This is a genomic window from Hymenobacter terrestris (assembly GCF_013377905.1).
Taxonomy (GTDB): Bacteria; Bacteroidota; Bacteroidia; order Cytophagales; family Hymenobacteraceae; genus Hymenobacter; species Hymenobacter terrestris.
Genome location: NZ_JABKAV010000016.1, coordinates 1 through 20248 on the forward strand (window position 1 = coordinate 1; position 20248 = coordinate 20248).

Consider the following 20248-nt stretch of genomic DNA (forward strand, 5'->3'; position numbering starts at 1 on the left):
TAGTATACGGCGCCTCAGGCACCTGTTGGTTCCACTGCGCGGGTGTAAGGTCGGCGCAGGCATCCTCAAATGTAACGTGGGCATTGCCCTGCGTGAGGAGACTAATCAGCTCGGTAACAACACCTTGTTTTGTAGCTTGATCCATTGGTTTGCCGGAAAACTTAGTGCGCCTGCAGCCAGTTCTCGCCCACGCCTACTTCCACTTCCAGCGGCACGCCGTGGGGCAGGAGCAGGGCAGTGGCCATGAGTTCCTTGATTTTGGGCGTGATATAGTCCACCTCCTCGCGTACGGCGTCGAATACGAGTTCGTCGTGGACCTGTAGAATCATGCGGGTGCCGAGCTTTTCCTGCACCAGCCACTCGTGGATGTTGATCATGGCCTTCTTGATGATGTCGGCCGCGGTGCCCTGGATGGGGGCGTTGATGGCGTTGCGCTCGGTGTAGCCGCGCAGCGTGGCGTTGCGCGAGTTGATATCGCGCAGGTAGCGGCGGCGGCCGAGCAGCGTTTCGGCGTACTCCAGCTCGCGGGCCCGGTTGATGCTCTCGTCCATGTACTGCTTCACCGACGGAAACTCCTCGAAGTAAGTCTCGATAATCTCCACGGCTTCCTTGCGGCCGATGCCGATGCGCTGGGCCAGGCCAAAAGCCGAGATGCCGTAGATGATGCCGAAGTTGACGGTTTTGGCCTTGCGGCGCATCTCGCCGTCCACCTCGCTCAGCGGCACTTTGAAGACCTTGCTGGCCGTGCTCGTGTGGATGTCCTGGCCCAGCCGGAAGGCCTCAATCATCGTTTTGTCGCCCGCGAAGTCGGCCATAATGCGCAGCTCCACCTGCGAGTAGTCGGCCGCCAGCAGCACATGGCCGGCGTCGCGGGGCACGAAGGCCTTGCGGATTTCGCGGCCCTTCTCGGTGCGGATGGGGATGTTCTGCAGGTTGGGGTTGGTGCTGGACAGTCGGCCGGTGGCCGTTACGGCCTGGTTGAAGCTGGTATGAACCCGCCCGTCGAGTTCGCACACGAGTTGGGGCAGGGCCTCGACGTAGGTGGAGCGCAGCTTGCTCAGCTGCCGATACTCCAGAATCAGGCCCGCAATGGGCGCGTCGCCGGCCAGCTGGCTCAGGATTTCCTCGCCGGTGGCGTACTGGCCGGTTTTGGTTTTCTTAATTTTCTTGCCCCCGAGGTCCATCTTATCGAACAGCACCTCGCCCAACTGCTTGGGCGAACCGATGTTGAATTCCTCGCCGGCCTCCTGGTAAATCTGGCCTTCCAGTTCTGTGATGTAGCCCTGCAGCTCGGCCGAATACTCGCCCATGGCTACCGAATCAATCTGCACGCCCTCGTACTCGATGGCGGCCAGTACCGGCACCAGTGGGTTTTCCACCTCGTTCAGCAAATCGAGCAGGCCCACTTCCTTTAGCAGCGGCTCGAAGACGTGCTTGAGCTGCAGCGTCACGTCGGCATCCTCGCAGGCGTAGTCCGACACCTCGGCGGGCGGCAGGTCGGCCATCGTTTTCTGGTTCTTGCCTTTGGGGCCGATGAGGGCCGTGATGGGCACCGGCGTGTAATGCAGGTAGGTTTCGGCCAATACATCCATGCCGTGGCGCATGTCGGGCTCCAGCAGGTAGTGGGCCAGCATGGTGTCAAACAGCGGCCCCCGGATTTCGACGCCGTAGTGCTTGAGGATGGTGAGGTCGTACTTGATGTTCTGGCCGACTTTCACGATGGTTTTGGCATCGAAAAACGGCCGGAATTCATCCACCAGCGCCTGTGCCGCTTCTTCGTTCTCCTGAGGGACGGGCACGTAGTAGGCCTCGCCGGGCAGCCAGCAGAACGAAAGGCCCACGAGCCGCGCCGTCATGGTGTCGAGGCCGGTGGTTTCAGTGTCGAAGCTGACTTCGGTTTGCTGCAATAGGAACTCCAGCAACTCGGCCCGCAGCTCGGGCGTGTCCATTAGGTGGTACTGGTGGGCCACATCTTCCAGCGTGCGGCGCGGGCCGGCGGCCACCTCGGCAGCAGCTGCCGCGGCGGCGTGGGTAACGCCGCTGCCGCCTCCACCCCCAAAAAGCGAAGTCTGGCCGGGGGCGGCTTTGGGGCTTTTGGCTTTTGATTTCTGGTCGCCGGTAGTTACGCCGGCCGAAGCGGCTCCGTCGCCGAGCACGCGGGCGGCCAGCTGGCGGAACTCCAGCTCGTCGAAAAGACGGCGCAACTCCTCCATGTCGGGCTGGTCGAGGACGAGCTTATCGGCCTCGAACTCGATGGGCACATTGAGGTGAATGGTGGCCAACTCCTTGCTCATGAGGCCCTGCTCGGCAAATTCGCGCACGTTCTGCTGCTGCTTGCCTTTCAGCTTATCCACGTTGGCAATCAGGCCCTCTACCGAGCCGTACTCCTGAATCAGTTTCTTGGCCGTCTTCTCGCCGATGCCCGGAATACCCGGAATGTTGTCGGAGGCGTCGCCCTGCAGGCCCAGAATGTCGATTACCTGCTCCACCCGCTCAATTTCGAAGCGCTGGAGCACGTGGGCCACATCGAGGATTTCGGCGGCGTTGCCCATGAAGGCTGGCCGGTAGATTTTCACGCAGTTGGTTACGAGCTGGCAGTAGTCTTTGTCGGGCGTCATCATGTACACCTCGCCAAAACCCTGCTGCTCGGCCCGGCCGGCCAGTGTGCCAATCACGTCGTCGGCCTCGAAGCCCTCCACCATCAGAATGGGGATGTGAAAGGCCTTGATAATCTGCTTTATATAGGGAATGGCCAGGCCGATATCCTCGGGCATGGCCTGCCGCTGGGCCTTGTATTCGGCGTACTGTTCGTGCCGAAACGTCTTCTTGGCCGCATCGAACGCCACCCCAATGTGCGTGGGCTTCTCCTTCTGCAGCACTTCCACCAACGTGTTGGTAAAGCCCAGAATAGCGCCGGTGTTGAGGCCCTTGGAGTTCACGCGCGGGTTCTTGCTGAAGGCGAAGTGGGCGCGGTAAATCAGAGCAAAGGCGTCGAGCAGGAACAGCTTGCGGGCGGGGGCAGGGGCGGGTGTGGCGGCGGAATCGGTCATAGGATAGCGAAGGTACGGAAGGTGGAGCGAGAAGGAAAAGTGGTCCAGTCTGGCGGCTGAGCGGGCAGGGTCAGGAGCCACCGAGCCGTATCTTGGCACCGGTTTCGGGGCTTCCTCTCTACTATTTTCGCTGCCAATGGTTTGCCGCTTATTTCATTTACTGCCCGCGCTGCTGCTGATGGCCGCACCGCTATGGGCCCAGCCTACCGCTCAAAAGCCAACCCTAGCCGAGCACACGCAGCAGGTTGCCGATTTCCAGCGCGAGCTGAACGCCGAGTTCACCGACCCGGCCCGCAGTCCGCTCCCGGCCGAAGCGCGCCGGAGCTTTGCGGGGCTGCCCTTCTACCCGATCGATTATGCGGCCTGCCTGCTGGCCCGTTTCGTGCCCGACTCGCTGGGGCCGGTTTTCGCCATGCCCACCAGCACAGGCAAGCGGCCGCTGTACCGCAAGTATGGCGAGTTGCATTTCGAGTTGGGCGGCCAGCCCCGGCAGTTGCTGGTGTACCAGAACCTCGACCTGCTGGCTAACCCTGCTTACCGCGACTACCTGTTTGTACCTTTCACCGACCGCACCAACGGCCACGGATCCTATGGCGGCGGCCGCTACCTCGATTTCCGCCGGGGCCAGATTCGGGGCGGGCAGGTGGTGCTCGATTTCAACAAGGCCTATAACCCCTCCTGCGCCTACGCTGCGGGTTACGACTGCCCTGTGCCGCCAGCCGAAAACCGGCTGACCGTGGCCGTGGAGGCTGGTACCCGGCACGACCACTAGGGTATCGATGGTTTTTGGCTAACCAAGTGCCTGGTTTTGGCGTAAGCCGGGGGAAACTAACCGCACTTTCCTTATGAAATCTACCCAAACCGACTCCAACAACGACCACAAAACCAAAGCCAAGTCATCCGGAATGATCGGCAAGCTCGTAGGCGGCGCCCTATTGGCCCTGGGCGTAAGCTACTTTGTCAACAAAAGCCAGGGCAAAAAAACGGCAGTTTCTGATGGCGAAACCGATACGCTGCAGGAGTTACTGCTGTTCGTGAATGACCGGATTGCCGGCTACAAGCGGGCTGTTGATGAGAGCAAGGATGCCGAGCTGACCGGCTACTACAAACAGCTTGTGAGCCAGAGCCAGCAATTTGCCAACCAGCTCAACCAGCATCTGCGCCAGTTGGGTGGCGGCCGCGAAACCGGCACCACGCTCAAAGGCAAGTTATACCGCCGCTGGATGGATGCCAAAGCCACCGTTACCGGCTTCGACGAAAAGGCCATCCTCGCCTCCAATGTATACGGCGAAGAGTGGGCCATCAAAGCCTATAAGGAAGCACTAGCCAGCGAAAATCTCACCGGCCAATTGCGCCAGGAGGTAGAGCGCCAGTATGAGAAGTCGCAGCAGACTTACGACAAGCTCCAGAAGCTCGAAAGCAAGCAGTCGGCTTAAATTCGAGCTATTGGCTAGTATCTCCGTTACCAGTCACTCGGCGACTGAGTAGATAGTACCCTAAAAACGCGGCCTGTACGCCTCCTTCTTATTGGAGTGCTACGGGCCGCGTTTTTAGGTTGTGGCTTTCAGCGAATAGCTTATTCCCCACTGCTCAAGGATATTCCGAGCAAAAAAATGTCAGCTACAGCAGTCAGCCAATAAACTAAAGGCTGGGCTGCACCTCGAAGGTACTACGGCTGCTGCCAGCCGCGCCGCTGGCATCAAGGCCCTGCACCTCGATGAGGTAGCGGCCAGGCTGGTCGCCAGTGAAAAACTCCAGCGGTTGCGGGGCCGCGCCGGGGCTGGTCACGGTTACGGCTGGGTTCCAGTACAGCAGCTCGCGCATATCGGGACGGCGGCTGCGCTGCTGCTCGGGTGTATCGTAGCGCGGGGCGTAGAACTCACGCTGCTCCTGTAGGCCCTCATACTCCTGGATCAGCACCCGCGGGTCGAGCTGGAAACCTTCGAGGTCGCCTTTGTAAGTGCTGAAGCTCACTAGACCGCTATAGGAGGCTCCGCCCTGTAGGTAGCGGCTAGTCAGCACATCGAGCCGCCGGATTTTAATGGCTGGTATGGCCATTATCTTATTGATGTTGGCCACAGGCACGCCATCGAGCAACACTAATGGGTCCTGTTCAAAAAAAGTGCGGGTTGGCTCGTTAAATACTTGGTAATGGAAACCATCCTTTCGGATGCGCACCTGCACGCCTGGTACGTACTCGCGTAGCACTTCTTCCAGCACCTTAAAGCGAGTGTATTCGTCGAGGCGATAGGAGGCACTGGGCTGGCCGTAGAAGGGTATAGTATCGATGGGCTGCGTGCGGTAGCGGTCGTACTTCTTGCCCGCGTATACCGTCTGCACTTGGGCCTGAAGGTGGCGGCGGGCATAATCGGTTTGGAACCGGGGCATCAAGATAAAAGTAGGGGCAGGAAAGGGGGTGAATTGCTCGGAGAAGGGGTCGAGGAGCGTTAAGCGACTAGTAGTATCTTGGCGTGGGTCGGTTTGCAGCATCACCGTTTGAGGCCCATAGAGGCTGACGGGTTTGAACTGCAGAATGCCGTTGGCGTCGCTTTGGTCATTGTAGAGCCGCACAGTCCGGCCTGGTATCGAGAAGTAAGTTAGCAGACCAGGCTGGGGCTCGGTGGAGTTCGCACGCGTAAGGCGGGCGCGCACTACGGGGCCGTGCAATTCAGGCAAGAAGGTAGGTAGCGCCGCCGGACGCTTTAGCGCTTCGTCGTTCCAGCGGAAGCGGCTCCAACCCTGGGTCAGTAACAGGTCTTCGGTGGCGGCAGTAGCTTCGGGGCCGGTAGCCGTAAAGTAATACCCGGGGTCGGCCACGGCACCGCGCAGCTCAGACGTCAGACCTAGGTAATGCTCGATGGAGATGGTGGGGACCGAATTAAGCGAATCGAGCCGGTAAACGGCCACTGAGAGGCTAGCCGGCTGGGAGGCATTGTTACCCGCCGTTACCGTCAGGCTCACCTTGCTACGAGGCGCGTAAAGGGGCTGGCTGGGGCGGGCCGTAATAGGTAGCGTCCGGCGCGGCACCCGGAAAAACAGCCGCTCACACAAAGGCTGGTGAGCTTCACTGAATAGAGTAAAGTGCGAAACCCCGTCCAGTAATAAGTCTTCCTTGAAGCTGAATTCGCCTCGACCAGCTGTTAAGTATATCGCCCGAGCTAATGCCTGCTGCTGGCGGGCATGTACTAGAAGTAGTACGTTGTCGGGCTGGTCAGCAGTGGCTTGTACTACCACTTTGAGATGGCCCACTAACAGGGAAGGAACAATACTCAGTACATAGCCTTGGTCGCGCACCGCCGGCAGCCGGCTGGTACTAGCGGTAGCTTTAGTACTGACACTTGTGGTGGCCGCTGGTAGTGGGATGACGACGGCTGAGTAAGCTGTCGAACCTGTGGCGGCTGGGGTGAGCATGAAGCTGCCCCGGCCGCCATGCCGGGTAGCAAATGTGGCCACCACTGCCCCCTGAGCGTCGAGTACAGTGCCCGTGGCTGCTACGCTACGGCCCCGGCGGTCGGTTACTTGAAAGGCTACCTTGCTGCGCAGGCCACGAACCAGGTAGCCTCCTTCAGGAAAAAACTGCGCCGTTAGGGCCGCTGAGTCGGGTGCTGGTATGGCCCCGGAGGAGGCGAAGGTATTGACCACCGTTACGGTGCCGTGGAAGTAGGCTTCGGGACCGTAATTCTGCATCCAGCGGGTGTAAGCCCGCACCGTGTAGCGACCCGAGGCCAGCGACGCGGGCAGGGCCAGCGTACCTTGGCCGGTGGCATTCTGCAACGCTACTTTATCGCGCAGTACCGGCTGCTGCTTGGCATCCAGTATTTCCACGTAAGCTACGCTGCTCAGGGCTAGCGGCCGCGAAGCCGCCCCACCTACGGCGTATACCTTGAACCACATTGTTTCGCCGCTTAGGTACAGCGGCCGGTCGATGTGCAGAAACAGTTGTTCGCGGGGCATCTGCTGGGCCTGGCGCTCAAACTGCTTGGTCAGTTGCCTAAGCGAGTCGGACTGCGCCCATGCCGCACCCACGGTAAGCCACAGCAGGCTGGCTAGTAGCAAACCGCGCCGAAGCAATAGGGAGCAGTTAATTAGATAAGGCATAAGGTGTAGTAAAAGCTTACCAGAATGAAGGACGCACGGCCGTACCGCGGGTGCGGCAGTCTACGCAGTCGCGCTTCTTAGCCGTGAAGGCAACAGCTGAAGATAAGTTAGGAATAGCGTCGATTGGGAGGTAGAGCTGGGAGGCGAAAGCCAAAAACTGAATTTGGGCGGGGGTAGCAGACGGTGGGTCAAGTCCCCGGCTGCCAAGGAATACCGTGTCGGGTGGCAGGCAGGCCTCATAACCCGTACTACGGGACCAGTTGCTGGGCAATTCCTCATAAGAAATAAACTGCCGCTTTTCCGTAACCGAGTGTGCTCCCACAAATCCCAGCACCAGCGATGCGTCGTCTGCGCTCAGACTGCGCACGTTGCCCACACTCTGGCTGGGCTGTGGGTCGAAGAGCGAGCCGATATTCTCCGTGTTCTTGCGTAGCTGCTCCCAATAGGTATACTCCGCCGCCGTTAGGGCCTGCTGGCGTACCAGAATGCTGTAGCGGGTATTAAGTTCAGGCGAGCCGGCGGACAACCCCTGTACCCGAAAATCTACCACTATGTCCTGGCTTAGGGCCGTGGTCTGGCTGAGCAGAATCCGGGTAGACTTATTGCTGGTCCAGCAAAGCGTGGGGTAAGGAATGGCGATTCTGCGCATGAAACCGGTATCCGACCCAAGCTTGACATACTCGACGCTGGGCCGGTAGGGCGGTGTTATTTCCCAGGTCTGTTCGTATTCCCAGCGGTAGTACTGCGAGGCCCCCGTATCGTCGCGCGTGCTCACTAGTACATTAACCTGGTTGTTAGCCGGCGTCCAGCGCAAGGTTTCAATGGGCGGCGTAAGCTTCACAGGCACGAAGTCGGAGGCGTACTCCTTGCCCGTGCCCGTAGTGATACGCAGCCTGCAGAGGCTGCCGGCGGGCAGCACATTAGCGGCCGAAACGTAGGTGCCCAGCGTGGTTTCGGTCAGGGGATAATTGGGGCCGTTCTGCTGCTCGATAACCAGCCGGGCCCGGGCTTCGGGCGGTGGGGTAATAGTGGCCGCGAGCGAGGCCGTGCGCGAGAGGCGAATGGTAGTGGGACCGGCCGCGTTGATAAAGCCATCGACTACGAGCAAGCTCGGCGGGGCATCAATAACGTCGGGGGCGTAAGGCTCCACGCAGCCAATTGGCAGCAGTAGCACTATAGCCAATAGGCCGCGTAAAAAAGTAGCAGGCGTTTTCATCTAGAACTTGAAGTTATAAGTAATGGTTGGGATGGGCCGACCAAAAATCGACAGCTTGTAGCCCCGTATCTGGCCGTTTTCTGACTTAAAATAGATGGAGTAGGGGTTCTGCCGGCCAGTGAGGTTATATACGCCCACCGTCCAGGAACTGTGGGCCAGCTTCTGCGCTTTGTGGCCTCCCTCGATGTTGAGCGCCAGATCGGCCCGTAGGTAGTCGGGTACCCGATAGGCGTTGCGGTCAGAGTAAAGCACACGCAGAGTGTTGCCAACCAAGTACTTGGCAATGGGAAGTGTAATGGGCCGGCCGGTGCTGTAGGTAAAGTTGAGTGAGGTGCTGAAGCGGCGGCTGAAGCGGTAGTTTCCCACTAGTGTCACGTCGTGGGGCTTATCAAAATTGCTGGGGTAGTAGCGGCCGTCGTTGATTTGGTCGGCGGGCGTGCCGACATTGGCTCGCACCAGCGAGCGGGAGTAAGTATAACTCAGCCAGCCGTTCATTTTGCCTGTTAGTTTGCGCACCAATACCTCTACCCCGTAGGCCTTGCCCTCGGCGTTGATGATGTCGGTTTCGATGGTGGGGTTGAGCAGCAGTACGGCCCCGCCCTTGTAGTCCACAAAGTCGCGCAACGACTTGTAGTACACTTCCACCGACGTTTCGATGGTGTTCGATTTGAAGTTGCGGTAGTAACCCGCCGACACTTGGTCGCCTATCTGGGGCCGGATATTGTTGTCGGCCAGCTTCCAGGTGTCGGCCGGCGACACGGAGGCTGTGTTGGTGAGCTGGCTGATGTATTGGCGGGTGCGGTTATAGCTGAGCTTAACCGACGAGTTGTCGGAAAGCGAGTAGCGGGCCGACACCCGGTATTCGGGGCCGTGGTAGGTAGCCAGCACCTTGCCCGAGCCATAGCGCACCGTATCGATGATGGTGCTCTCGGAGCGCGACTCGCCCGCTGCATACTCATATACACTGCGAGGTCCCAACGCATTGTAGAGCGAGTAGCGCAGCCCTACTGACACCGATAGACGCTGGTTCACATCAATCTTGTCCGACACGTAGACGGCGCTTTCCAATGCCTGCTCGCGGGCCAGAACATTGGGTAACACGAGCGAGTTTTCATTGAGTGGTGTCAGGCCTCCGGGGCTTACATTATAGAGCAGTGAACTGGCCCCGAAATCAACCGAGTGTTTGGGATTGGGGTAGTAGCTGAAGTCGGCCCGTAGGCTGGTTTGGTTGATGGCGTATTGGAGCCGCGACGAGTTAACATCGTTGTTTTCGCTAGTGATGTCGTAATCGTATTGGCTGAAAGCGCCCGTGAGTACGCCGTAGAGCTGGTTACTGAAATTGTGGCGCCACTTAAGGCTGGCCGACTTATTGGCGTAGCGGTAGGTGGTATCAGAAGCCAGCTTAAAACGGTCAGTACTGAAGTATCCGGTGGCATATACCGAGTTCTGGTCGTTGATCTGATGGCTGATATGAGCACTTAAATCGGAGAAGGCTGCCGAGCTCTGACGAAACTTCTTGTCATCGAGCTGGCGTAGCAGCCAGTCGGAGTAGCTGGCCCGGCCTCCAATCAGAAACGAGCTACGGTCCTTGATAATAGGTCCCTCCAAAGTCAGGCGGCTGGTAAGCGGCCCAATACCACCCGTAGCTCCGAACTGCTTCTTGTTGCCCTCGCGGGTGGTAATATCGAGCACCGACGAGAGCCGCCCGCCGTATTTGGCCGGCATGGCACTTTTGTACAGCTCCACGCCCTGCAGCATATCGGGGTTGAAGGCCGAAAAGAACCCGAATAGGTGTGAGGGGTTGTACACGGTCATGTCGTTGAACAGAATCAGGTTCTGGTCGGTGGCGCCGCCGCGCACATTCAGGCCGGTGCTGCCCTCACCCACCGATTTTACGCCTGGCAACGTGAGTATTACCCGCAGAATGTCGGCCTCACCAAAGGCTGTGGGCACCTGCTTAATGGTTTTGATATCCAGCTTTTCGAGGCCCATCTGGGTGCTCGATACATTCTTGTCCTTCTCACCCTCAATCACTACTTCCCTGAGCGTTGTGATATCTTCCTCCACCTCGATTTCCAGGCGGCCGTTTCCGCGCAATATCACCTGGCGACGGGTGTTTTTGCTGCCCACGCTCCGCACCTGCAACGTGTAGCGCCCAGCTGGTAGCGTTAGCGAGTAGAATCCGAACTGGTCGGTGTTGGTGCCGATACTCGGAGCCTCAGAATATATAGTGGCCCCGATAACGGGTTCACCGGATTTAATGTCCTTGATGTGGCCGGCCAGCGTAACCAGTCCAGTGCCGTTGCCGGTTCCTATTTGGTAGACCTTGTATTCAGCCGCACTCACGTAACGCGAGCGGCCGGGAGCGGTGGTGGGCGTTAGGTCTTCGGGGGCAGCTACTACCGGGCCCTCGGGAGGCGAGCCTGTCGGCCGAAAAAAAGTTGTTGAAAGCTGGGGCTCGATACTGGTGCCCGTAGTTAAGAACACTCGATAGTCATTGGTGAGAGCGAAGCGGTAAGGTGTGCCGTCAAAAACCTGCTCCAGTACCCTTTTCAGCGGCTGCTCGCTTACGCGCACACTCACCCGGAAACTGTCAGGCGGCGTGCCGGCTTCGAAGTAAAAGCGGTAATCAGTTTGGATTTCCAACTCTCGCACAAACTGCCGGAACGGGACCTGCTCAAAATTGCCGGTAATGGTTTTTGCCGGCTGCTGCTGCTGACCGTAGCTGCCGTGCCCGGCTAGCAGCAGCAACAGTGAAAAAAGCAAAGAATATAAGTGCTTCATGTCAGGATAAAAGCGCGGGCGAAAAGGAAACTGCCGGCTACCTATAGCCAGCTTTAAAGAGAGCAGCATGCGCAAAGGCGCCGGGCCGACGGGCTGTTATCGGGGCGGAAGCTGGTTGTAGTGATTCACCAGCAATAATACCACGTTCTCGAACTGTTTTTTGCTCAGCTTCAGCCGGTTCTGGCGCATATAATCGCGTATCTCCGATTCGCGGTCAGCCAGCAGTTTCTGCACCCCCGCTTTGGAATTAACGGTGTAGTAGCGCCCCGCCTTGTAGGCGTACAGCCGGTCGGTACCAATGAACTCAACCTTTACTATGCGGCCTTCGATACGTTCCTGTCTGCGTTTGGCGCGGCGGGCCAGCAGCCGCACTGGGCCCTCAGACAACACCTCGTAGTAGGCGGTGGCAGGCAGACCGCCAGCCGTGCTGTCAGACTTCAGCTGCTCGAAGTGGTGGCCGCCGATGGTGAAGCGCTCCAACTTCTCGTTTACCAGCCGTAGCATCAGTGGGCTGGTGGGTTGCTCTAGTACCACCTGGTCGAGCACCACATCGTAGCGCAACTGCAGGTTGGCGAAGGGCTGCTGGTAGTAAAGCACAGAGCCGGGCTGAAGCTCGGGCGTCAGGAAAAACTGATGGCCCAACCGCTCACCGTAGCGCATAGCATAGTTCACGTATTCGGGCCCGTTGTAGAGTAGCGACGAAACCGGGTCGGCGGCTTGGTAGAGCCCTTGCACAGCAGCAGGTGCCGGGGCGGCATAAGCTGCGGCTGGCGGCGCAGGTTGGCCCTGGGCCGAGGTAACCTTGCCGGCCAGCAACAGCACGATAGTCAACAGCAGGCCGAACGGTATTTGTAAAGGCATAGAAAACTTTGCAATAGAATCGTAAGAGCAATAATAGAGTGACAAACAAAAAACGAGATAATCTGGCTAATAATAAGAGTGTTGGTGAGCTAAGTTCAAAATAAACTTCCGGCCATCACTATCAGGTAGGGCCCAACACGCGCCGGCATCGCCCGTACATGCCTCCACTATGCGCTACATTTCGCTCGACCTCGAAACCACCGGCGGCCGGCCGGCCCGCCACCAGATTATAGAGTTGGCCGCCGTTGTGGAAGACACCAAAAACCTGCGGCCGCTGGCTGAGCTGCCTTACTTCCGACGCGTGGTGCGCCACCCCGAGTACTTGGGCACGGCCGGGGCGCTGGCCCTCAATGCCGGGCTGCTACGCGAGCTGGCCAGCAAAGAGCCCAACCCCGAGTTGTGCGAGCCGACCGAACTGCTGCCTCAGTTGCGCGAATTCCTGCTGGCGCAGGGCTTCAAAACCGATAAGAAGGATTGTGTGGCCGTAACCATGGCCGGCAAGAACATTGCCTCCTTCGACCTGGGATTTCTGCGCGAGCTGCCCGGCTACGGTACGCTGATGCGAGCCGAACCCGCCATGCTCGACCCGGCTGCCTTCTACCTTAACTGGCGCAAAGACACCCGCTTGCCCACTATGCAAACCTGCAAGGCCCGCGCGGGCTTTGCCGACGATACCGTAGCCCATCAGGCGCTGGCCGATGCCCTCGACGTAATCGAACTGCTGCGCCCGTTCTATGAGCGGCCGGTGTATAAAATGAGTGAGTGAAACCGCTGCCTGTCACCCAGACAAAGCAAGGACCTGGAAAGAAGCCTGCCTCGAGAGAGAGTAGCTTTTTTTCAGGTCCTTGCTTTGTCTGGGTGACAGGTGTGTGTCTACCAGCTGCCGGAGGCGCCGCCGCCGCCGCTGCTGCCGCCCCCGAAACCGCCGAAGCCACCGCCGCCAAAACCGCCGCCGCCACCGCCGAAGCCGCCTCCGAAGGTGCCGCGGCCGCCGCTGAAGTCGCCGAAGATGAGGGGTGGAATCATGCTGCCGCCGAAGCCACGGTTGCGCCGGCCGCCGCTACCCCCGCCGCGGTTACGGAACAGGATGAACAAAATCAGGGCGCCGATAACGAGCCAGAACATAATGCCCGAGCCGCTGTCGTCGGATGAAGCACGGCGCTTAGTGGTCTGATCAGCTTTGTATTCACCCTGAGCGAGCGAGATAAGCTGGTCGGTGGCGCGGTCGAGGCCGTTGTAGTAGCGCTCCTGCTTGAAAGCCGGAACGATGGTATTGGAAATGATACGCTTGGAAATGGCATCTGGAATAGCCCCTTCGAGGCCGTAACCGGTGTGGATGCGCGCCTTGCGCTCCTGCTTGGCCACCAGCAGCAGCACGCCGTTGTTGTTGCTTTTCTGGCCGATTCCCCAAGCTTGGTAGAGCTTTTGGGCATAATCGAAAATGTCGTAGTCGCCCAGGCTGGGTACCGTCACCACCGCAATCTGCGACGAAGTGGAGTCGTTGTAAGCCACCAGCTTCCGCTCCAGTTGGGCTACCTCGTCGGGCCGCAGCATCCCGGCCAGGTCGTTCACGAGGCGGGGCGGGTTGGGCCGGGGCGGCACATCCTGGGCCGTGGCCACCAGCGCCAGCAACAGCAGCCCGAAAGCCAGCAGCCAGCCGGCCGGCCGCCTCAAATTCATTAACAGATGCTTCATGGGCGCTTGGAGGTCGGGTCGCCGAACGAAATGGAGTCGTCCAGCTCGTTATTGTCGGTGGCGGCATTGTAGGGGAAGTAGCGCTGCAACTGCTCGCCCGCCAGCCGGATGCCGGCTTCTAGGCCCAGCACGTACTTCTCGGAACGAAAATGCTTAAGCACGTTCTCCTTGGCTGCTTCCCAGAAGTCGTCGGGCACGGCCGAGTTGATGCCTGCGTCGCCGATAACGGCAAACTGCCGGCTCTGCCACGCCAGGTAAAACAGCACCCCATTGCGCTGGGCCGTGTGGTGCATCCCCAGATCGGCAAACACCTGGGCAGCGCGGTCGAGCGGGTCGGGCGAGGGGCAGGAGTCTTCCAGATGCACCCGGATTTCGCCCGAAGTACGCAACTCGGCCTGCCGGATGGCTTCCACCAGCGCCGCTTCCTGTTCGGGAGTGAGAGGATTAGTCATGTCAGTTGCCAATTATCAGGTTTCACTTAAAAAAAGGTGTCATGCCTCGGCAAGCGGACGCCAGATGAAGCATGACACCCCCTTTAACTGGCAACTGATTTAGAATTGTACTGTCGGGGCCTTCTGCGAGGCAGCATCGGCCTCGAAGTAGGGCTTCTCGGCAAAGCCGAACAGGCCGGCAAACAGGTTGTTGGGGAAGCTTTTGATGTAGGCGTTGTAATCGTTTACGAGGCCGTTGAACTTGTTACGCTCCACATTGATGCGGTTTTCAGTGCCCTCAATCTGGGCCTGTAGCTCCTGGAAGTTGGCGTTGGCCTTCAGCTCGGGGTAGTTTTCCGATACGGCCAGCAGACGGCCGAGGCCCGCGCCCACCTGGCTTTGGGCAGCCTGAAATTTCTGCAGGTTCTCGGGCGTCAGCTGGTCGGCGTTCAGCTGCACACTGGTGGCCTTGGCCCGCGCCTCAATTACTTCCGTCAGTGTCGATTTCTCGAAGTTGGCGGCACCCTTCACCGTATTTACCAGGTTCGGAATCAGGTCGGAGCGGCGCTGGTAGGAGCTCTGCACGTTGGCCCACTGGCCCTTCACGGCCTGGTCCTTGGTAACCATCGAGTTGTAGCCGCACGACGACTGGGAAAGCATCAATACAATGCCGGCAAAGTAGAGCAGAAAGCGTTTCATAAAAGAGAGGTTTGGGAAAATGGAAGAGAGGGAGAGAGAAAAAACCAGTTGTAGCAGGTTCGCACACTAAGCTATTGGCTGGTGCTGGCTGCGCTGCAAAGTACGAATTCGCCGCCCGGCGGTTGTGCTATGGGCGGCTCGGCCGCTATTGTGTATTTTGCGCTTCGGCGCTTCCCGATTCTGTTTATGAAAGTAGTCATTCCCGTAGCCGGCATCGGCTCCCGCTTACGTCCGCACACGCACACCCAGCCCAAAACGCTCGTGCCGGTGGCCGGCAACACCATTCTGGGCCATATCATTGATCGGTTGGTGGAAGCCGACGTGCACGAGTTCGTTTTTATTATCGGCTACCTCGGCGAGAAGGTCGAGAACTACGTGCGTCGCCAGTACCCGAGCCTGAAAGTCAGTTTTATCGTGCAGGAACCCCGCGAGGGCATTGCCCATGCGCTGTGGCTGGCCCGCGAGCAGTTCCGCCACGAGCCCGACGGGGTACTTATTCTGCTCGGCGACACGATTGTGGATGTGGACCTGCGGGCGCTGATAGCCATGCCCGGCAATGTGCTGGCCGTGAAGGAGGTGAAAACACCGGCTTTGTTCGGTATTGTAGAAAATGGCCCTCGTGGCCTCGTTACCAAGGTGGTCGAGAAGCCGCGCATTCCCAAGTCAAACTTCGCGCTGGTGGGCCTCTATAAGATTGCCAACGCCGACTGGCTGGCTTCGGCCCTGGAGCGCATCGTCGGGCAGGACCAGCGCACCCACGGCGAGTTCCAGCTCACCGACGCGCTCATGCTCATGATTGAGGACGGGGCCGAAATGGTGAGCGTGCCAGTGGATAACTGGTTTGACTGCGGCCGCAAAAGCTCGCTGCTCGAAGCCAATGCCCGGCTGCTCAACCGCCCCGAGTTCCTGCGCCGCCACGACTATCCCGAGTTTCCTGACACCATCATCATCCCGCCCGTCAGCATCGGGCGCGACTGCCAGATTGCGGGCTCCATCATCGGCCCCAACGTGGCCATCGGCGACCGGACCATCGTGCAGAACGTTATCCTGAGCGAGTCCATCATTGGCTCTTATAGTGAGTTGCGCTCGGCCGTCATGCACGACTGCATCGTCGGCTCCGACGCCTTATTTAAAGGCACTAAGCACAGCCTCAACATCGGTGATAACACGGAGATTGATTACAGCTAGCATCAGGTAACCTGCATAGCGTGCAACTACGGCCCCAACCCTCCCGCCAGAAAGTCGTTACTTTAACCCGATGCGCTACCCCACCTCCCTTTCGTCCCGTCTGCTGCCCGCATTGGGCCTGGCGCTACTGCTGCTACCCGGCTGCTACTCCCGCTCCGATATGAAAGAGGAGGGCGGTAAGGCTGGCACAATGACTGACGCAATCCTCAGCGACAACCCCAATACGTCGTCGGCCACGCCTGAAATGGCTGCTACGGACCAGCCGCTGCAGCGCGTGAACGTGCTGCTGGAGGTGTCGGGCTCGATGGAGGGCTTCATGCCTAAAACAGCTGCCGACGGGGGAAATACGCAGTTTCAGCAGCGAGTAGCCCAGTTTCTATCGGACGTGAACCGTACGGCAGCAGCCAAGCAGAAGTCGTTCTTCCTGCTTAAAGAGAAGCCCTACGCCGAATCGTACGGCAACCTGTCGACGACGGTGCGCGCCGGCATCCGGCAGCCGGCCAAAAGCACCGAGCTGCCCGCCGTGCTCGATACCCTGATGACCCGTTACTACCAGCCGGGCACTGTGAACGTGCTGATTTCGGACTTCATCTACTCGCCCAAAAACGCCGGGGCCATTCCCTACATCAAAACCGACATCACCGATGCGCTGCAACGCAATGGCGCGCAGGCCGACTTGGCTGTATCGGTGTACGGTTTCACGTCCGATTTCCGGGGTACTTATTACCCGGCGCTGGTGGCAACGGGCAAAAAAACCAACTGCTGCGACACCGACATACCATATTACTACTGGGTTATCGGCCCCTCCGATGCCGTGCGGCAGTTCGATGCTGCCCTGCTGACCGATGAAACGGCTCGGCAGGCTCACTTCGGCGTGGTGTACCCGCGGCCCGTTTACTCGGTACTCGATAAGTTTGAGAACAAGGGCAGCTGGTACTACGGCGACGCCGGGGCCAGCAAGCGCGCCGCCGACAGCTACCGCGTGGTGGCCGTCAGCGAGGCTTCGGCCCAGCAGCCGGTGGAGTTTGTGGTGGGCCTCGACCTGCAGAACCTGCCCGCCCAGTACCGCGAGCTGGCCTACCTGCAGCAGAACTTACAGGTGCAGACCGTGGACACCGACGCCAAGCTAACAGGCGTAACCGCCGCCACCGCCCAGACCAAAGGCAGCAGCGGCCCGCAAAGCCGGTTCACGCATTTTGCCAAAATCCGCCTGACTAAAGTGCCGCCGGCCTCGCGCCCGCTGGTGCTCAAGCTGCAGAACCAGCGCTCCGCCTGGGTCGCCCAATGGACGACGAAAAACGATGCCGTGCCAGCCGCTAAAACCTTCGCCCTAAGCAGCCTACTCGATGGTCTGCAGGCTTCTGTCGGCGCCCGCCCTACCGTTTTCGAGCTGCCGCTTACGCTGCAACCGGCCCGGTAAGCGGCCGCGCCGTGCGCTTGGTGGGTCGCCGCTGCCATCGGGCTGCCGTTAGGGTTGGCACGATAGTCGTTCGGGGAGCCACTAGGGGCCAGTGCCTGGGTCTTTCGGAGCGGCCCGCAATTTCGCTTCTGTTATATCGTTTCACGAGTTGCCAGGCCGGTGCCGGGCGTTAATCTTTTGCATGAAAGCATTCTTCCGCTTCCTCTACGAAATCATCGGCAACCCCCAGCCCCCGGCCGATACGCCGGTGTACCGCGACGTAGTATTTCCCAACATCGGCCTGCTGAACATTGGTCTGTCGCTGGGTCTGGCAGTGATTTTCTACCTGCTCATCAACCGGGCCATGGGCGTAGCTACTTTCAATAAGGGCCGCCACTGGGGCCTGTTTCTGGGTCTGAATGCGCTGCTGGCTTTTGGTATTGGCATTTGGCAGGCCCACTCTCAGCAGGTCGCCGACCACAGTTACATCTACTGGCTGGCCACCTGGAACGCCATTCTGAGCATGGCTTGGTTCTTCATTTTTTCGTTGCTGCTGCGCAAGGCCTCGACTAACGCCAGCACCACTCCCTTCTAGAGCTAGAAAGTTAGTTCCCCTCCTCAGCTGAGGAGAGGCTAGGGGTGGTGGATTCGTTGGACGAGTAAATGCACGGTGTTCAACCAAACAACATCAGCAACGAGTCAACCACCCCAGTTCAGCCTTGCGGCTGAACGTCCCTTTCTCAGCTGAGGAGGGGAGTTTCGTTCAACATCAGCAACATCATGGCTAAACTGTTCTTATTTGGTATTGGCGGCACGGGCTCGCGGGTGATTCGCTCGCTCACGATGCTGCTGGCGGCGGGCGTAAAGCTGCCCAATTGCGACCGGGTGGTGCCCATCATCATCGACCCCGACGCCCACAACGGCGACATGAACCGCACGGTGGAGCTGCTGCAGAACTACCAGCAGATTTACCAGCACCTCGGCCCCCGTGAAGAAGGCTTCTTCCAGACCGATATTAGCACGTTGAGCGGTATTTCGCAGGACGTGAACGGCTCGGTGAAGGACACGTTCATCTTCGACTTCGGCGGCATCAACCAGACGTTCCGGCAGTACTTGGATTACGATGGGCTGAGCGTGGATTCGAAGGGTTTGGTGGATTTGCTGTTCACGCCCGATAACCTCGAAAGCCCGCTCACCATTGGCTTCCGGGGCTCGCCCAACGTGGGCAGCATTGTGCTGAACAAGCTGGTGGAAAGCGCTGAAATGCGGTTTTTCGCCGATAACTTCCAGGATGGCGACCGGGTGTTCTTCGTGTCAAGCATTTTTGGTGGCACCGGCGCGGCGGGTTTCCCGCTGATGCTCAAGAACCTGAAGGACCCTAACACCCGCCTTAGCAACGCCCGCTACCTGCGCGACGCGCCCACCGGCGCCGTGACGGTCATGCCTTATTTCGCGCTCCAGAGCGAGGATTCGGCCGTTATCGACTCCAACAACTTCCTGACCAAAACCAAGGCGGCGCTCAGCTACTACGAGCACAATCTGCCGGGCCTCGACGCGCTCTACTACCTGGCCGACACGCCCGATACGCCCTACGAAAACCAGCCCGGCGGCACCCAGCAGAAAAACAAGGCTCACATAATTGAGCTGCTGGCCGCCTTGAGTATCGTGGATTTCATGAACTACTCGCCCGCCGAGTTGCGCACCGGCGGCCCGCACTTCCACGAGTACGGCCTCGGCACCGACGCGCCGGAAATCCAGTTCAGCCACCTGCCCGACGAAACCCGCGAAATGGTGGCCCAGCAGCTCACGCAGTTCCTGTACTTCACGCGCTACCACAAGCAGCACCTGCCCACCGACAAGGCGCCCTACCACGACAACCTCAAGCTCGATTACGCCCTGCGCAACGAGCCCATTTTCCGGGAGCTCAATACCTTCCTGCACAGCCCCAACTCGGGTGTCGACCAGTGGCTGCAGGAGCTGGCCCAGAACCGCCGTGCCTTCCGGCCCTTCGACCTGCAAACCGACGATTTCAACGCCATGATTCTCGGCAAGCCGGTGGAAAAGAAGTGGAACGACTTCTTCAACAAAGGCATGAGCCACAACTACTTCCTCGACAGCCTCAACAAAACCGAAAAGTCCATTGCCGAGCCCGACAATTTCCGCAAGCTGCTCGACCTGTTCTATCAGGTGACCGACAAGGCCTTTGAGGAGAAGGTGAAGGTGGTCTAAAAACGAAAATTCCCCTCCTTGGAAAGGAGGGGACGCTGCGGTGGTTGCTTTATTGCTGATGTTATTTGGTTGAACTGTTTTTAGTCGTTTGCTACCTGAAACACAGAAATGAGTCTGAAAGCCAAGAGCATTATAGTAGCCATTTTCATCTTGTTTGTGCTCCTGAAAATAATTTCGTCAACATCGGATAGTTATAATCATGTGAAGCGAAGTCTGTCAAATATTCAACACTTAGAATTTGCTCAGGTAAAGTCAATCGAACTTTATCCTCTGCCCGACCCGGTTTCTTTAATTGATTATCCAATAGTAATTCGTGATACGGCAACTATTAGAGAATTCGTATCACGATATAAGGTGCTAGGTAAAAATAGATCAGGTAATGGTAAGTTGCCAGGTGATTGGCAAGTAATGGTGAATTTCAAGCTCAATGATGGGCAGGAGGTCTATTCAAGGGTTTATCATAATGAACACGCAGATTTGGTTTTTATTCAAGACCCGCAACATTCTAATGCTATGGGATTAGAAGACTTATTGGTAGATGCGAATCATGGTGTAAGTAAACTTATAGAAAACTGTAAATAATATTAAATTTCTACAC

16 protein-coding genes are annotated in these 20248 nt (G+C 58.5%); 8 read left to right on the forward strand and 8 right to left on the reverse strand.

Going from position 1 to position 20248, the window contains the following annotated elements; translation table 11 throughout:
• Positions 1 to 161: 161 nt before the first annotated feature.
• Positions 162 to 3050, reverse strand: coding sequence for a DNA polymerase I (polA, locus tag HW556_RS07705; protein WP_176899446.1), 2889 nt, complete (start codon positions 3048 to 3050; stop codon positions 162 to 164).
• 136 nt (positions 3051 to 3186) lie between these two features.
• On the opposite strand from polA, the gene HW556_RS07710 reads away from it, so the two are divergent.
• Complete coding sequence (locus HW556_RS07710) at positions 3187 to 3822, forward strand: DUF1684 domain-containing protein (RefSeq protein ID WP_176899447.1); 636 nt, start codon at positions 3187 to 3189, stop codon at positions 3820 to 3822.
• A gap of 73 nt (positions 3823 to 3895) precedes the next feature.
• On the forward strand, positions 3896 to 4486 hold the full coding sequence (locus tag HW556_RS07715) for a ferritin-like domain-containing protein (protein WP_176899448.1): 591 nt from the start codon (positions 3896 to 3898) through the stop codon (positions 4484 to 4486).
• 205 nt (positions 4487 to 4691) lie between these two features.
• Here the strand turns inward: HW556_RS07715 and HW556_RS07720 are convergent, their stop codons facing one another.
• The 4 genes from HW556_RS07720 to HW556_RS07735 all read right to left on the reverse strand — a co-directional run bounded on the left by HW556_RS07720 (position 4692) and on the right by HW556_RS07735 (position 12009).
• Positions 4692 to 7148 carry an MG2 domain-containing protein gene (locus tag HW556_RS07720; RefSeq protein WP_176899449.1) on the reverse strand — a complete coding sequence of 819 codons (2457 nt, stop codon included), beginning with the start codon at positions 7146 to 7148 and terminating at the stop codon, positions 4692 to 4694.
• A gap of 16 nt (positions 7149 to 7164) precedes the next feature.
• On the reverse strand, positions 7165 to 8364 hold the full coding sequence (locus HW556_RS07725) for a DUF4249 domain-containing protein (protein WP_176899450.1): 1200 nt from the start codon (positions 8362 to 8364) through the stop codon (positions 7165 to 7167).
• Positions 8365 to 11148: a TonB-dependent receptor gene (locus HW556_RS07730; RefSeq protein ID WP_176899451.1), complete on the reverse strand. Its 2784-nt coding sequence runs from the start codon at positions 11146 to 11148 to the stop codon at positions 8365 to 8367.
• Positions 11149 to 11244: 96 nt separating this feature from the next.
• Entirely contained in the window at positions 11245 to 12009 is a 765-nt protein-coding gene (locus HW556_RS07735; protein WP_176899452.1) for a hypothetical protein, read from the reverse strand.
• Between the two features lie 169 nt (positions 12010 to 12178).
• Between HW556_RS07735 and HW556_RS07740 the strand changes: the two genes are divergently transcribed.
• Positions 12179 to 12775 carry a 3'-5' exonuclease gene (locus HW556_RS07740; RefSeq protein ID WP_176899453.1) on the forward strand — a complete coding sequence of 199 codons (597 nt, stop codon included), beginning with the start codon at positions 12179 to 12181 and terminating at the stop codon, positions 12773 to 12775.
• A 107-nt stretch (positions 12776 to 12882) separates the two neighbouring features.
• Here the strand turns inward: HW556_RS07740 and HW556_RS07745 are convergent, their stop codons facing one another.
• From HW556_RS07745 to HW556_RS07755, 3 genes are all read right to left on the reverse strand, one after another.
• A complete protein-coding gene (locus HW556_RS07745; protein ID WP_176899454.1) occupies positions 12883 to 13704 on the reverse strand; it encodes a TPM domain-containing protein in 822 nt (273 codons plus the stop codon).
• Positions 13701 to 14156 carry a TPM domain-containing protein gene (locus HW556_RS07750; protein WP_176899455.1) on the reverse strand — a complete coding sequence of 152 codons (456 nt, stop codon included), beginning with the start codon at positions 14154 to 14156 and terminating at the stop codon, positions 13701 to 13703. The genes HW556_RS07745 and HW556_RS07750 overlap by 4 nt, the downstream gene beginning before the upstream one ends.
• Positions 14157 to 14255: 99 nt before the next feature.
• Positions 14256 to 14834, reverse strand: a complete 579-nt coding sequence (locus tag HW556_RS07755) for a LemA family protein (RefSeq protein ID WP_116940111.1) — start codon at positions 14832 to 14834, stop codon at positions 14256 to 14258.
• 186 nt (positions 14835 to 15020) lie between these two features.
• On the opposite strand from HW556_RS07755, the gene HW556_RS07760 reads away from it, so the two are divergent.
• The 5 genes from HW556_RS07760 to HW556_RS07780 all read left to right on the forward strand — a co-directional run bounded on the left by HW556_RS07760 (position 15021) and on the right by HW556_RS07780 (position 20232).
• Positions 15021 to 16022, forward strand: coding sequence for a sugar phosphate nucleotidyltransferase (locus tag HW556_RS07760; protein WP_176899456.1), 1002 nt, complete (start codon positions 15021 to 15023; stop codon positions 16020 to 16022).
• 70 nt (positions 16023 to 16092) lie between these two features.
• Positions 16093 to 17442 (forward strand): hypothetical protein, encoded by a 1350-nt coding sequence (locus HW556_RS07765; RefSeq protein ID WP_176899457.1) that lies wholly within the window; start codon positions 16093 to 16095, stop codon positions 17440 to 17442.
• 181 nt (positions 17443 to 17623) lie between these two features.
• The gene (locus tag HW556_RS07770) at positions 17624 to 18016 is read left to right on the forward strand and encodes a hypothetical protein (RefSeq protein ID WP_176899458.1); all 393 of its coding nucleotides are present in this window, start codon (positions 17624 to 17626) and stop codon (positions 18014 to 18016) included.
• A gap of 185 nt (positions 18017 to 18201) precedes the next feature.
• A complete protein-coding gene (locus tag HW556_RS07775; protein ID WP_176899459.1) occupies positions 18202 to 19650 on the forward strand; it encodes a hypothetical protein in 1449 nt (482 codons plus the stop codon).
• A gap of 201 nt (positions 19651 to 19851) precedes the next feature.
• Positions 19852 to 20232, forward strand: coding sequence for a hypothetical protein (locus HW556_RS07780; protein ID WP_176899460.1), 381 nt, complete (start codon positions 19852 to 19854; stop codon positions 20230 to 20232).
• The last annotated feature ends 16 nt before the right edge of the window (positions 20233 to 20248 follow it).

What these genes read in the sequence shown, in the direction of transcription:
- polA (WP_176899446.1), bottom strand. Translation starts at nt 3,050, where the DNA reads ATGACCGATTCCGCCGCCACACCCGCCCCTGCCCCCGCCCGCAAGCTG.
- HW556_RS07750 (WP_176899455.1), bottom strand. Translation starts at nt 14,156, where the DNA reads ATGACTAATCCTCTCACTCCCGAACAGGAAGCGGCGCTGGTGGAAGCC.
- HW556_RS07725 (WP_176899450.1), bottom strand. Translation starts at nt 8,364, where the DNA reads ATGAAAACGCCTGCTACTTTTTTACGCGGCCTATTGGCTATAGTGCTA.
- HW556_RS07770 (WP_176899458.1), top strand. Translation starts at nt 17,624, where the DNA reads ATGAAAGCATTCTTCCGCTTCCTCTACGAAATCATCGGCAACCCCCAG.
- HW556_RS07720 (WP_176899449.1), bottom strand. Translation starts at nt 7,148, where the DNA reads ATGCCTTATCTAATTAACTGCTCCCTATTGCTTCGGCGCGGTTTGCTA.
- HW556_RS07775 (WP_176899459.1), top strand. Translation starts at nt 18,202, where the DNA reads ATGGCTAAACTGTTCTTATTTGGTATTGGCGGCACGGGCTCGCGGGTG.
- HW556_RS07715 (WP_176899448.1), top strand. Translation starts at nt 3,896, where the DNA reads ATGAAATCTACCCAAACCGACTCCAACAACGACCACAAAACCAAAGCC.
- HW556_RS07765 (WP_176899457.1), top strand. Translation starts at nt 16,093, where the DNA reads ATGCGCTACCCCACCTCCCTTTCGTCCCGTCTGCTGCCCGCATTGGGC.
- HW556_RS07710 (WP_176899447.1), top strand. Translation starts at nt 3,187, where the DNA reads ATGGTTTGCCGCTTATTTCATTTACTGCCCGCGCTGCTGCTGATGGCC.
- HW556_RS07730 (WP_176899451.1), bottom strand. Translation starts at nt 11,148, where the DNA reads ATGAAGCACTTATATTCTTTGCTTTTTTCACTGTTGCTGCTGCTAGCC.
- HW556_RS07745 (WP_176899454.1), bottom strand. Translation starts at nt 13,704, where the DNA reads ATGAAGCATCTGTTAATGAATTTGAGGCGGCCGGCCGGCTGGCTGCTG.
- HW556_RS07740 (WP_176899453.1), top strand. Translation starts at nt 12,179, where the DNA reads ATGCGCTACATTTCGCTCGACCTCGAAACCACCGGCGGCCGGCCGGCC.
- HW556_RS07755 (WP_116940111.1), bottom strand. Translation starts at nt 14,834, where the DNA reads ATGAAACGCTTTCTGCTCTACTTTGCCGGCATTGTATTGATGCTTTCC.
- HW556_RS07735 (WP_176899452.1), bottom strand. Translation starts at nt 12,009, where the DNA reads ATGCCTTTACAAATACCGTTCGGCCTGCTGTTGACTATCGTGCTGTTG.
- HW556_RS07760 (WP_176899456.1), top strand. Translation starts at nt 15,021, where the DNA reads ATGAAAGTAGTCATTCCCGTAGCCGGCATCGGCTCCCGCTTACGTCCG.